Genomic DNA, 12,254 nt, shown 5'->3' with positions numbered 1-12,254 from the left:
ATCCTTTCACTTCAATCGTTGTATTGTATGAGAAGAAGTTTTATAAGGTGACAATAAAGTGGTAAGATAAAGAGAGATGTTATACAAAGAAGGTAATTTACATGGTTAAACGATTAGTTGTAACAGGGTATAAAGCACATGAATTAGGGATCTTTAACGATTCACATCCAGGTATCCCAATCATTAAACAAGCGATTAAAAACCGACTACTGCTTTTAATCGATGAAGGATTAGAATGGGTCATACTAAGTGGACAGCAAGGTGTCGAAACTTGGGCAGCTGAGATTGTACTCGAATTGAAAGATGAATTCCCTTCATTAAAGTACGCCATTATCACTCCTTTTTTAGAGCAAGAAAAGAATTGGAATGAGCTGAAACAAGAAAAATATAGAACCTTATTGTTTCAAGCAGATTATGAAACAAGCTTAACGAAAAAACCGTACGAAGCACCTTGGCAATTCATCGAAAAAAATAAATTTTTACTTCGTAATTCGGATGGTATACTTATTGTTTACGACGAAGAAAACGAAGGCTCTCCAAAGTTTATGAAAAAATTAGCGGAAGCATACATGGAGAAGGAAAATTATACCCTTTTTACGATAGATGCTTATGACCTTCAAACGATCGCGGAAGAAATTGCAGAAGAAACGAGGAATGATTTTATATGAGTAAACAAAATGTATTATGTGAAAGATATGATAAAGAAACGGAAGAACTAGTATCTAAAGATTCTTTGGAGTTTTTGAATACTCCCCTATCTCATTTTAAAGAAAAGAAAAATGAATATGTATATTTGCAAGCAGAAAACTTGGAAGCACTAAAAGTAGATGGACTGGTAATAGAATACGACGAAGTATTTGAAGTATACACAGCAATGTTTGGACTCTCCATCCAGAAAAAGTTTGCTCCTAAAATAGAGGCGTTTCTAAGTGCCCGTTATAACAAAGAAAAGATGAACTACAGCCTGATTTTTTCAGGAGATGAAGGCTTATGGGAAATAAATTTGCCATTAGATTACATCGATCAATTTAGTGAAAACTTTACGATTGAAGAAGCGTATCATTTCCTACAATCTTTCATCACTTCATTAGTCGAAGCAATCGAAAATTAATTAATTTGTCCAAACGACTTTGTATATCACCAAATGAATTGACCAGACTATAGAAGATGTCCCATTACATTTTCTACAAGGAGGAAATAATTCGAATGAATCAAAACTCATTTGGTCAAGGTCAGACACATCAAAATATGCAAACTGGTAATGTTCCACAACAACTAAATCATGGTGGTCATGAATTATTTGATGTTCATGAAGTTTTATCTACAGTTGTTTCGGGGTTAAACTTGAAAACGATACTTCGTCCTCATGTGAAAGATCAAGAACTACTTAATATCCTAAATCGTCAATATGCATTTGCATTGGATGAATACAATATTACGGTAGAATGTTTTAAAACAGGTGGAGACCCTTCTCACCCTACTTCCACGTATAAAATGCAAACTGGAAATGATTTTATTTACGGAATGAAGCCGACGCAACCTAAGAAACCAGTACAAGGACCTAATGAAATTACAGATGAAATGATTTCTGGGTACTTACTTGGTTCATCCAAAGCAGCTGCAACGGCTAAAACAGCTGCCGCTTTAGAAACAACAAATCCTGTTGTAAGACGAGTACTTGCAGATTCAATCCCAAACTGTATTGAAATGGCATATGAACTTGCTATTTATCAAAACAAACATCATTATTACCAAGTTCCACAGCTAAATCAGCAAGATATGCAAGCATTGTTAAATTCGTTTGCTCCTGTACAAGGACAAATGATGAATAACCAAGTACAATAATAGTAACTCGTCCCTATTTGCAGTAGGGACGAGTTTTTTATCGATTGTTTCCCTTTCCATTTACGTTATAATTGATATCAACTATATACAATGGAAAGAAAAGGTGATTGGCATGAGAGTTGCAATTTTTGACTTTGACGGAACACTATATGCAGAAGAAACATTCAAGCTGTTGATGAACCATTTGAAAGAACATCCAATTTATCAAACAAAATATAGACGTTTTTACAGATCCATCGTTCCACCTTATATCGCGAATAAATTAAAGCTTTATCCAGATGCCAAAATGAAAGAACGTTCGATGCAATTATACATAGAAGCTTTTGATGGGATAGCTGAAAAAGAAATGGTCGCTTATTTTGATGAACTAACAAAACCGGTTCAAAAAGATTTCAATCCAGCGGTTTTGGCTAGACTTCAAAAGCATCAAGCTGAAAATATACATATACTGCTTGTTTCTGGTGCTTATACGCAATTTTTGCATCAAGTTACAGCAGGAATTTCTTTTAACCAAATAATCGGCACAGAGATTTCCTATAAAGAGAATAAAGTGGATACACAAACTGTTATTGAACATGTGAATGGAACTCGAAAAACGGAGAAAATATTACAGGCACTAGAAGGGCAACAAATTGATTGGGAAAATAGCTACGCATATGGAGATAGCTTTTCCGACTTGCCTGTTCTAGAACTCGTCGGAAATCCTGTTGTGGTAAATCCTGAGGAAAAACTACAGGTCATCGCAAAAGAGCGTAGTTGGGAGATAATTTAATACAAAGGAAGCATCTGGCTCAGCATAGATGCTTTTTTTGATTACCTTATAAACGGTAGCTCCTCTCCCTTAAGTAGAGCTTTTAGATTGGCTAATGACATGGCATATCCTTTCAAATAATTGTCACGTTTGTCACTTTTGTTCCTTTATATTCCTCTTCTACTGTGTCCAATGTACTTCCTTTGTCTGGTGGTAAAAAAAGCTTGGTACACGTCATCGTGCTGCACTTGGATTATCAGAAAAAAGCGATGCGCTTATACTTGTTGTTTCCGAAAAGACTGGAAAGGTTTCTTTCGCTTTAAATGGGGAGCTTCACCAAATTATTTCCACTAGCTCTGCAATCTAAATTCCATCATTTTCACCATGTTTAACGCATTAGTCTAAGTCCATTCCTATTTATGACATAACATATCAGGAGGGATGAATTCTAATATCCTTCATTTCAATGTAGGAGGTGAAAGTAATGAGCTTTGGATATGGTGGAGGCTATGAAGGCGGTGGCGGCGGCTATGGTGGCGCTGGCTCAAGCTTTGTATTGATTGTTGTGTTGTTTATTCTTCTTATTATCGTAGGTGCAACTTTTATTTCATAAAAAATATAAGTGCATATTCTTTTGAAATACTAAAAGGCGGACTTAAAACATCCGCCCTTTAACCTTATTTCTTTATTTTATTAAATTCGTACATTAATATGCTTATCTCGTAAATAGGATTTAATTTCTGAAATCGTGTAATCACCGTAGTGAATCATCGATGCTACAAGTGCTGCGTCTGCATACCCTTCTGTGAAAACTTCCTCGATATGTGCAAGTTCTCCCGCACCACCCGAAGCGATAATTGGCACATTTACTTTTTCAGAAAGTAATTTGATAAGCGCTACATCATAGCCGTTTTTCATACCATCTTTATGAATACTTGTGCAAATGATTTCACCTGCCCCAAGTTCGGTAGCTTGCTGTGCCCACTCAATGACGTCCATCCCTGTTTTTTCATGACCGGAATGTGTATACACTTCCCATCTAATAATTTCTTCGTCATCATTATAAATAGGCATAGCATCTAACCCCAAAACGACACATTGTTTCCCATAAATTTCGGCAGCTTCTCTAAGAAGTTCTGGCCGCTGAACTGCTGCAGAGTTTACGCCTACTTTATCTGCACCAGCACGTAGTAAACGTTTAAAATCATCGATTGTTCGTACACCGCCAATGACAGAAAACGGAATATATACTTGCTCTGCAACTTTACGAATCCATTCGATTTTCAATTCTTGGCTTTTAAGTGAAGCAGTTGTGTCTAGATAAATTAATTCGTCTGCTCCATCTTCTGTATATTTTTTACCGAGCTCTGCCGGATCTCCAATAATGGTGGGATTACGGAACTGTACATATTTTACGGCTTTATCATTCAACACATCGATTGCTGGAACAATTCTTTTTCTAAGCATATATTTTTCTCCTTATTTACAGTAGTTTTCTAATAATTGAATGCCATACTTACCACTTTTTTCCGGATGGAATTGTACACCCATTACTTGTTCGTTCCCTATAACGCTAGCAAAAGCAAATCCGTAATTAGTAATTCCTAAAATATCCTTTTCATCTGTAGGATTCGCAAAGAAAGAGTGTACAAAGTAAAAGTCTGTGTTTTGCGGAATTTGATGAAATAAGAAATGATTTTGGACATCCATCACTTGGTTCCAACCCATATGAGGCACTTTTTTGACCATTTCTTTAAATTCCGGAACCGTTCCTTTAATAAGTCCTAAGCATTCCACATTGCCTTCTTCACTTGTTTCAAGGAGGAGCTGCATTCCTAAACAAATGCCTAGCAGTGGTGTTCCATTTGCTACTTGTTCTTTTATATATATCGCTAAGCCTGTTTCGTTTAACACATCCATGGCAACTTTTGCATTTCCAACGCCAGGTAAAATGAGTTTCGTAATCGCATCATCATGATCACTCGGTTTCGTAATAAGCTTCGTTTTATAATCTAGACGGTCGATTGCTTTTAAAACACTATGTAAATTTCCTGCTCCATAATCGATTATGCCAATCATTGTTCTGCCCCCACTTATCAGTATACTTCTATTATGCCACCAATTGAGCTAAAAAAACAGAAAAACTTTAGTCTGCTAACAGAGTAAACCAGTCATTAGGAAATGACTGGTTTTTTACTGACGTATGCATCTACTTTTTTCGCTACTTCTTGCCCTTCTTTCATCGCCCAAACGATAAGACTTTGCCCTTTTCTTGCATCTCCAGCTGTAAATATCCCTTCGATATTCGTGGCATAGTCTTTTGTTGATGCGGAAATTTTCTTATTCACGATGTTTACCCCAAATTGGCTAGGTAATGAAAGCTCTGGACCTTCAAAACCAATAGCGACAAACACAAATTGTGCTGGCCAAATTTTTTCAGTACCAGGAACTTCACGGAAAAAATGATAGCCATCTTCTCCTAGTATTTTTTCCATTTGAATTGTATGGAGCTCTTTCAAATTACCTTTTTCATCCCCGACCATCTTTGTTGTCTGGATCAAATATTCACGTGGATCTTTTCCATATTTTGCTTCTGCTTCTTCATAGGCATATTCTAATTTATAAATAGTTGGATCAGTCGGCCATAAATTATCTTCTGTTCTGGAAGCAGGTAATTGTGGGTGTTTACCGAACTGGACAACCGATTTACATTTTTGACGAATTGCAGTCGCAACACAATCGGCACCTGTGTCTCCCCCACCAATTACGATGACGTCTTTTCCTTTCGTATCAATATACTGTCCGTCAGCAAAATTAGAATCTAGTAAACTTTTTGTTGTTGTCGTTAAATAATCCATTGCAAGATGAACCCCATTTGAAGTACTACCTTCCATATGAAGCTCTCGTTGTTTTTGTGCGCCAATACATAAAATAATCGCATCGAATTGGTCTTTTAATTGCTGGGCTGAAATGTCTTTACCGATTTCTGTATTTAAGACAAAATCGATTCCTTCTTGCTCCAGTAACTGAATTCGACGTTCCACCACTTCTTTTTCTAGCTTCATGTTAGGTATCCCGTAAGTAAGTAACCCTCCAGCCCGATCCGCACGCTCATAGACAGTTACAGAGTGACCAGCTTGATTTAGCTCATCGGCACTTGCAAGTCCAGCAGGTCCCGATCCTATGATGGCAATTTTTTTCCCAGTACGCTCATTCGGAATTCTAGGTACGACCCAGCCATTTTCAAAGCCTTTATCGATAATCGTCCGTTCAATATTTTTGATGGACACAGCTGGATCTGAAATAGCAAGTGTACAAGATCCTTCGCAAGGAGCTGGACAAACCCTACCAGTAAATTCCGGGAAATTATTCGTCATCGATAGTCTTTCTAGCGCCTCTTGCCATTTCCCTTTATATACCAAATCATTCCACTCGGGTATTAAGTTATTAATTGGACATCCTGCAGTTGCGCCTCGTATTTCAATTCCCATATGACAAAAAGGTGTCCCGCAATCCATACATCTAGCCCCTTGTGTTTGAAGCGCCTCGTCTGTTAACTTGGAGGCATACTCCCCCCAGTTTTTAATACGCTTAAGGGGGGCTTCCTCCTTTCCTTTTTCTCGTTTATAATCCATAAATCCAGTAGGTTTACCCATTTGTGTTCCCCCCTCTTATTTTTTTATTAGCGAAAGTGGCTTCTTTTCTTCCTTCACAGAAGTGGCAAGAAATGCTTGCATTGCAGCTGCGTCATCCGTTAAACCATTCCGTTTAAAGTCAGCAATTTTATCGAGCATTTTCTTATAATCAATCGGAACTACTTTTACTATTTGTTGAACTACTACATCCCATTTATCTAGTATGTTCATTGCTTTCGTACTTTTCGTGTAATAATAATGATCCATTATTAATTGGCGAATGGAGTGCTTTTCTTCTGACAATTCTACTCTTTCCAACTGAATCATTTCCATATTGCATTTTTCCATCAATCCGTCCAAGTCGCGGGCAAGTACATACGCAACTCCGCCTGACATTCCTGCTGCGAAGTTTTTCCCTACATCCCCTAGTATAACGGCACGACCACCAGTCATATATTCACAACCATGATCCCCAATACCTTCTACGACTACATCTACCCCACTATTTCGAACTGCAAAGCGCTCCCCAGCACGACCATTAATAAATACAGTTCCACTTGTTGCACCGTAAAGCGCAACATTTCCAGCAATAACATTTTCTTCAGCAACACCTGGAATAGGTGCAGTGACAATCAATTTTCCCCCAGATAATCCTTTGCCAAAATAATCATTTACATCTCCTGTTACATACATGGACATCCCTTTTGGTACAAAAGCGCCAAAGCTCTGACCGGCACTTCCCGTAAATCGAAGTGTAATGGAATCATTCGCTAATCCCCTAGCCCCGTATAGCTTAGAAATTTCACTTCCAATGACCGTGCCTACTACACGGTCCGTATTTGAAATTGGATAATTCAACTCCACTTTCGATTCGTTTAAAATGGCATGTTCTACTTTCGGTAATAGTTCACGCAAGTCAAAAGATTGTTCTATTTTATGATTTTGCACTGTTTTAAACGTTCGCGTTCCCTCTGGCTGATAAAGAAGTGCGGTTAAATTCAGTTGCTTCGCTTTCCAATGCTCTTTTGCTCGGTTGCTAACTTCTAGCACATCCGTGCGTCCTACCATTTCTTCTAACGTTCTAAATCCAAGTAATGCCATATATTCACGTACTTCTTCTGCTACGAATTTCATAAAGTTGACAACATAATCCGCAGTTCCTGTAAATTTGTCACGAAGCTCTGGATTTTGAGTAGCAATACCTACTGGACAAGTATCTAAATGACAAGCCCGCATCATCACGCACCCTAAAACGATTAAAGGAGCCGTTGCAAAACCATATTCTTCTGCACCGAGAAGTGCTGCCATCACAACGTCTTTACCAGTCATCAATTTTCCGTCTGTTTCCAGTCTGACTCGATCACGAAGACCATTGAGCATTAATGTTTGATGAGCTTCTGCAAGACCGAGCTCCCATGGAAGTCCCGTATGCTTAATGCTCGTTTTCGGAGATGCCCCTGTTCCTCCGTCGTAGCCACTAATGACAATAACGTCTGCTGCACCTTTTGCAACACCAGCCGCGATTGTTCCAACGCCCGATTTCGCCACTAATTTCACACTAATACGAGCAGTTCTATTGGCGTTTTTCAAGTCATGGATTAATTGCGCCATATCTTCAATCGAATAAATATCATGATGAGGTGGCGGAGATATTAATCCAACTCCAGTTGTAGAACCTCGAACATCCGCTACCCATGGATATACTTTATTGCCAGGTAACTGGCCACCTTCCCCTGGTTTTGCCCCTTGCGCCATTTTTATTTGCAACTCATCTGCTTGCACTAAATAATGGCTTTTTACACCAAATCGACCGGAAGCAATTTGTTTAATAGCACTTCTACGGTTATCTCCGTTTGCATCTAGTTCATAGCGGCTTGGATGCTCCCCGCCTTCTCCACTATTACTTTTACCGCCAATCCGGTTCATGGCAATAGCAAGTGTTTCATGTGCTTCTTTGCTTAGTGAACCAAATGACATTGCACCGGTTTTAAAGCGTTTGACGATGGAATCTACAGACTCGACTTCTTCCAATGGTATACGTTTAACGTCTTGTTTAAATGTCAATAAATTTCGTAAAAATCCGATACGTTCTTCATTTGCCATTTCCGCATATTGCCGATATAAACCGTAATCTCCTTTTCGAGTAGCCCACTGAAGTGTATGAATTGTTTTCGGATTAAATGCATGATGCTCTCCTGTGCTTCTCCACTGGAACTCACTACCTGAATCTAAAGATGTCCCCTTGGAATCTCGAGCTTCTTGAAGACGTTTATTTGCTTCTTGTGCAATCGTTTCTAGATTGATTCCTCCTAATTGAGAAACAGTTCCTGTGAAATAGCGATCGATTACTTTTTTACTAATACCTACTGCTTCAAAAACCTGTGCCCCTCGATAACTTTGAACAGTCGATATTCCCATTTTCGACATTACTTTGACGACACCATCAGCTATTCCTTTACTATACTTTGCAATCGCTTCTGTATAAGATGTCGTAATATGCCCATTTTCTATTGCTTCTGCGATCGTTGCATAAGCAAGGTATGGATTGATCGCATCCACACCGAAACCGATTAGTGCTGCGAATTGATGGACTTCTCTTGCTTCACCAGATTCTACGATAATACTTACTTGCGTTCGATTTCCTGTGTGAAGTAAGTGTTGATGGAGATTACTTGCTGCAAGTAGTACAGGAATCGTAGACATGCCTTCATCTAGCTGACGGTCGGATAGGATAAGTAATGTTTTCCCTTGCGTTATATACTCATCTGCTTGTTTATTAATAACTTTCAAATCGTTTTCTAAGTTTTCTGACATATATAACTGAATAGTTGCACTTTGAAAATAGTTTGGCTTCATTTTTGTCAGCTGTTTAAACTGGCTATTTGTTAAAACTGGTGTTTCCAAAAAGATTCGTTTACTATTTTGTGCAGCTGGATGTAGTAAATTTCCTTCTGCTCCGAGTAATGTCATCGTCGATGTGACAATATGTTCTCGTATGGAATCGATTGGTGGATTGGTCACTTGTGCAAATAGTTGTTTAAAATAATTAAATAACGATTGTGGACGATCCGATAAAACGGCAAGTGGTGTATCGCTACCCATTGATCCTATTGGGTCTTTGCCATCTAATGCAATCGGAACAATATATTTTTGAATATCTTCATATGTGTAACCAAATGCTTTTTGCTTGAATAATAGATTATCTATTTTCTCCGGTTTTTCATTTTCGGATATAATTGTAACTAAATTGGCATTTAACCACTTTTCATAAGGTAATGCATTTGCCATCTCGGATTTAATTTCTTCATCTGAAATAATACGACCTTGTTCCAAATCGACAAGTAACATTTTACCAGGGCTTAAACGGTCTTTGATTAAAATATTTTCTTCTTCCACATCTACTACCCCTACTTCAGATGAAAAAATAATATAATCATCTTTTGTTACATAGTAGCGAGCTGGACGTAACCCGTTGCGATCTAAAATGGCTCCGATTTGTTTGCCATCTGTAAATGAAATAGCAGTTGGTCCATCCCATGGCTCCATTAAACTGCTGTGATATGCATAGAAAGCCTTTTTCTCCTCACTAATATGCGGGTTTTCTGTCCAAGGCTCTGGTATTAACATCATCGCAGTATGGGCAGGTGTTCTACCGGCAAGTACAAAAAATTCAAAAGCATTATCGAGCATGGAAGAGTCACTTCCGTTTGTATCAATGATCGGCAACAGCTTCGGAAGATCTTCTCCAAATGCTTCGGAAACAAATTGTTGTTCTCGAGCTTTCATCCAATTTATATTTCCACGTAAAGTATTGATCTCTCCATTGTGGACGATGTATCGGTTTGGATGTGCTCTTTCCCAACTTGGAAAAGTGTTCGTGCTATAACGAGAATGTACTAATGAAAATGCTGACATAAATAACTCATCTTGCAAATCTACGTAAAATAGGTCCACTTCTTCCGGTGTGAGCAATCCTTTGTAAACAATTGTTTGGCTAGAAAGGCTCGCACAATAAAACTTTTTATCTTGTTGTAGTGCCCAGTGCTCCACTTGCTTTCGAATGACATACAATTTACGTTCAAATGAAAGTGAATCAGTTAAGTTAACTGCTTTGATAAATACTTGGCGAACGACTGGCACCGTTTCTTTTGCTTTTTCGCTTAAGCATTCTGCATTAATCGGGACAGTTCTCCAGCCGATAAGCTCTTGCCCTTCCGCTGCTATAGTCTCGTTTATCTTTTGCTCAATTGCTTCGCGTTCTTCCGTGTTATTTGTAAAAAATAGCATTCCTACGCCGTATGCCCCGCTTTTCGGCAAATTCCATTTGTTACAAACAACACGAAAATATACATCCGGGATTTGAACCATAAGCCCAGCACCGTCACCCGTTTGACCATCGCTTCCACGTCCTGCACGGTGATCAAGACGACATAACATTTCTAATCCTTTTTTGACAATATCATGTGTTTGCTTTCCTTTTATATGTGCATATAAACCTATCCCACACGCGTCATGTTCAAACGCTGGATCGTACATGCCTTGTGCTTTCGGTATTTGATGAAATGTCATGTGATTCCCTCCATCTTTTTAAAAACTAACTTAGGAATATTGTATGTTTTCAAACTAATACAAACAATATATAATTTGGATATAAATCATCTACATTTTAGATAGATTAGGAGGAAACGATGGAAATACGCCAATTGAGGTACTTTATCGAAGTAGCAGAACGGGAACATATTTCAGAAGCAGCTATTCATTTGCATGTGGCACAATCAGCTGTCAGCAGACAAATCGCCAATTTAGAAGACGAGCTTGGAGTAGAACTTTTCGAAAGGGTCGGAAGAAATGTAAAGTTAACGCCAATAGGGAAGATTTTTTTAGAACATAGCATCTCTGCGTTACAAGCAATCGATTATGCGAAAAAACAAATCGACGAATATTTGAATCCAGATACAGGTACGATTAAAATTGGCTTCCCTACAAGTTTAGCTGGTCATTTTTTACCTACTGTCATTTCCGCATTTAAAAAAGAGTATCCGCATGTTGCGTTCCATTTACGTCAAGGTTCTTATAATTATTTAATCGATGCTGTGAAAAATAGAGAGCTAAATCTTGCTTTTTTAGGACCACTTCCTCCTAAGGATCATTCGATTAACACATCTATTTTATTTACGGAGAATTTTTCTGCACTTTTACCTTCTACTCATCCACTGTCAAAACGGGAGAAAATCTATTTAAAAGATTTGATAGATGATGATTTCATTTTATTTCCAGAAGGTTATGTATTACGCAAAATCGCACTAGAAGCTTGTCATTCTGTTGGATTCACGCCGAACACTTCTTCAGAAGGAGAAGATATGGATGCTATAAAGGGTTTAGTCGCAGCAGGAATGGGAGTAAGCCTTTTACCAGAAAGTTCTTTTTATGATTCCACTCCGAGATTTACGGTTAAAATACCAATAGAAACGCCGATTATTAGGAGAACCGTAGGAATCATTAGCCCCACTACGAGGGAACTATCCCCGTCTGAAAAGGTGTTTCATCAATTTGTGATCCGATTTTTCGCTGTGCTTGGACAATACCAATGAAAAAATAAATTGCGCAATATAGGTATAATGCGTGGTAGTGGGTTGAAAATGAGTGTCCGCTGGGATTTCCGCTGCTGGGCGGACGCTTTCCGTGGGTGAGCGATGAGCCTTCACCGCCGCGCCTGCGCGCGTCCGTTGTGAAGTCTCATTTTGCTCACTTGATCCCACTGGAGTCGCCTCCCAGCAGCGAAAATCCATGGTAAAGACTAACTTATCAGAATCTAACATTAAAATTAAATGGTTGAACGCGACAAACCGGTCTAGCAAATACTAGACTGGCAAGTTCCTCTAGCTTTAAGACATATTATTCCTATAAATATGTAAAAATCATCATCGCCTCAATCCAAGTAAACTTGCTATTTGGAGATTTGGTTGCTTTCAATGATTAATTGGTTTCCCTATGCCATTTAATGGATGCACGCAATTAGGAAA

General features: G+C 38.5%; 10 protein-coding genes and 1 pseudogene. 7 read left to right on the top strand and 4 right to left on the bottom strand.

Going from position 1 to position 12,254, the window contains the following annotated elements; genetic code table 11:
* The first annotated feature begins 101 nt into the window (after nt 1-101).
* From FG383_RS16250 to FG383_RS16225, 6 genes and pseudogenes are all read left to right on the top strand, one after another.
* Entirely contained in the window at nt 102-668 is a 567-nt protein-coding gene (locus FG383_RS16250; protein ID WP_142608446.1) for an SLOG family protein, read from the top strand.
* A complete protein-coding gene (locus tag FG383_RS16245) occupies nt 665-1,111 on the top strand; it encodes a branched-chain amino acid aminotransferase (RefSeq protein ID WP_142608445.1) in 447 nt (148 codons plus the stop codon). Before FG383_RS16250 ends, FG383_RS16245 begins: the two co-directional genes overlap by 4 nt.
* A 95-nt stretch (nt 1,112-1,206) precedes the next feature.
* The gene (locus FG383_RS16240) at nt 1,207-1,845 is read left to right on the top strand and encodes a spore coat protein (RefSeq protein ID WP_142608444.1); all 639 of its coding nucleotides are present in this window, start codon (nt 1,207-1,209) and stop codon (nt 1,843-1,845) included.
* Nucleotides 1,846-1,957: 112 nt separating this feature from the next.
* The gene (locus FG383_RS16235) at nt 1,958-2,617 is read left to right on the top strand and encodes an HAD family hydrolase (RefSeq protein WP_142608443.1); all 660 of its coding nucleotides are present in this window, start codon (nt 1,958-1,960) and stop codon (nt 2,615-2,617) included.
* Nucleotides 2,618-2,816: 199 nt separating this feature from the next.
* Nucleotides 2,817-2,963, top strand: a pseudogene (locus FG383_RS16230) (diadenylate cyclase); the annotation flags it as partial.
* Nucleotides 2,964-3,080: 117 nt separating this feature from the next.
* Complete coding sequence (locus tag FG383_RS16225; RefSeq protein ID WP_142608442.1) at nt 3,081-3,209, top strand: YjcZ family sporulation protein; 129 nt, start codon at nt 3,081-3,083, stop codon at nt 3,207-3,209.
* A gap of 80 nt (nt 3,210-3,289) precedes the next feature.
* On the opposite strand, the gene hisF is transcribed toward FG383_RS16225, so the two are convergent.
* From hisF to gltB, 4 genes are all read right to left on the bottom strand, one after another.
* Entirely contained in the window at nt 3,290-4,063 is a 774-nt protein-coding gene (hisF, locus tag FG383_RS16220) for an imidazole glycerol phosphate synthase subunit HisF (protein ID WP_142608441.1), read from the bottom strand.
* Nucleotides 4,064-4,075: 12 nt separating this feature from the next.
* Nucleotides 4,076-4,675 (bottom strand): imidazole glycerol phosphate synthase subunit HisH, encoded by a 600-nt coding sequence (gene hisH, locus FG383_RS16215; RefSeq protein ID WP_142608440.1) that lies wholly within the window; start codon nt 4,673-4,675, stop codon nt 4,076-4,078.
* Between the two features lie 95 nt (nt 4,676-4,770).
* Nucleotides 4,771-6,252 carry a glutamate synthase small subunit gene (gltD, locus tag FG383_RS16210; RefSeq protein WP_142608439.1) on the bottom strand — a complete coding sequence of 494 codons (1,482 nt, stop codon included), beginning with the start codon at nt 6,250-6,252 and terminating at the stop codon, nt 4,771-4,773.
* 15 nt (nt 6,253-6,267) lie between these two features.
* Complete coding sequence (gltB, locus tag FG383_RS16205) at nt 6,268-10,800, bottom strand: glutamate synthase large subunit (protein ID WP_142608438.1); 4,533 nt, start codon at nt 10,798-10,800, stop codon at nt 6,268-6,270.
* Between the two features lie 119 nt (nt 10,801-10,919).
* On the opposite strand from gltB, the gene gltC reads away from it, so the two are divergent.
* The gene (gene gltC, locus FG383_RS16200; protein WP_142608437.1) at nt 10,920-11,822 is read left to right on the top strand and encodes a glutamate biosynthesis transcriptional regulator GltC; all 903 of its coding nucleotides are present in this window, start codon (nt 10,920-10,922) and stop codon (nt 11,820-11,822) included.
* The last annotated feature ends 432 nt before the right edge of the window (nt 11,823-12,254 follow it).

The sequence above is a fragment of the Psychrobacillus soli genome (genome assembly GCF_006861775.1).
Classification (GTDB): Bacteria; Bacillota; Bacilli; order Bacillales_A; family Planococcaceae; genus Psychrobacillus; species Psychrobacillus soli.
This window is presented reverse-complemented; position numbering and strand designations above follow the sequence as displayed.

Excerpts from the sequence above, each read along its gene's own strand:
- gltB (WP_142608438.1), bottom strand. The coding sequence starts at position 10,800 with ATGACATTTCATCAAATACCGAAAGCACAAGGCATGTACGATCCAGCG.
- hisH (WP_142608440.1), bottom strand. The coding sequence starts at position 4,675 with ATGATTGGCATAATCGATTATGGAGCAGGAAATTTACATAGTGTTTTA.
- gltD (WP_142608439.1), bottom strand. The coding sequence starts at position 6,252 with ATGGGTAAACCTACTGGATTTATGGATTATAAACGAGAAAAAGGAAAG.
- FG383_RS16225 (WP_142608442.1), top strand. The coding sequence starts at position 3,081 with ATGAGCTTTGGATATGGTGGAGGCTATGAAGGCGGTGGCGGCGGCTAT.
- FG383_RS16235 (WP_142608443.1), top strand. The coding sequence starts at position 1,958 with ATGAGAGTTGCAATTTTTGACTTTGACGGAACACTATATGCAGAAGAA.
- FG383_RS16240 (WP_142608444.1), top strand. The coding sequence starts at position 1,207 with ATGAATCAAAACTCATTTGGTCAAGGTCAGACACATCAAAATATGCAA.
- FG383_RS16245 (WP_142608445.1), top strand. The coding sequence starts at position 665 with ATGAGTAAACAAAATGTATTATGTGAAAGATATGATAAAGAAACGGAA.
- hisF (WP_142608441.1), bottom strand. The coding sequence starts at position 4,063 with ATGCTTAGAAAAAGAATTGTTCCAGCAATCGATGTGTTGAATGATAAA.
- gltC (WP_142608437.1), top strand. The coding sequence starts at position 10,920 with ATGGAAATACGCCAATTGAGGTACTTTATCGAAGTAGCAGAACGGGAA.
- FG383_RS16250 (WP_142608446.1), top strand. The coding sequence starts at position 102 with ATGGTTAAACGATTAGTTGTAACAGGGTATAAAGCACATGAATTAGGG.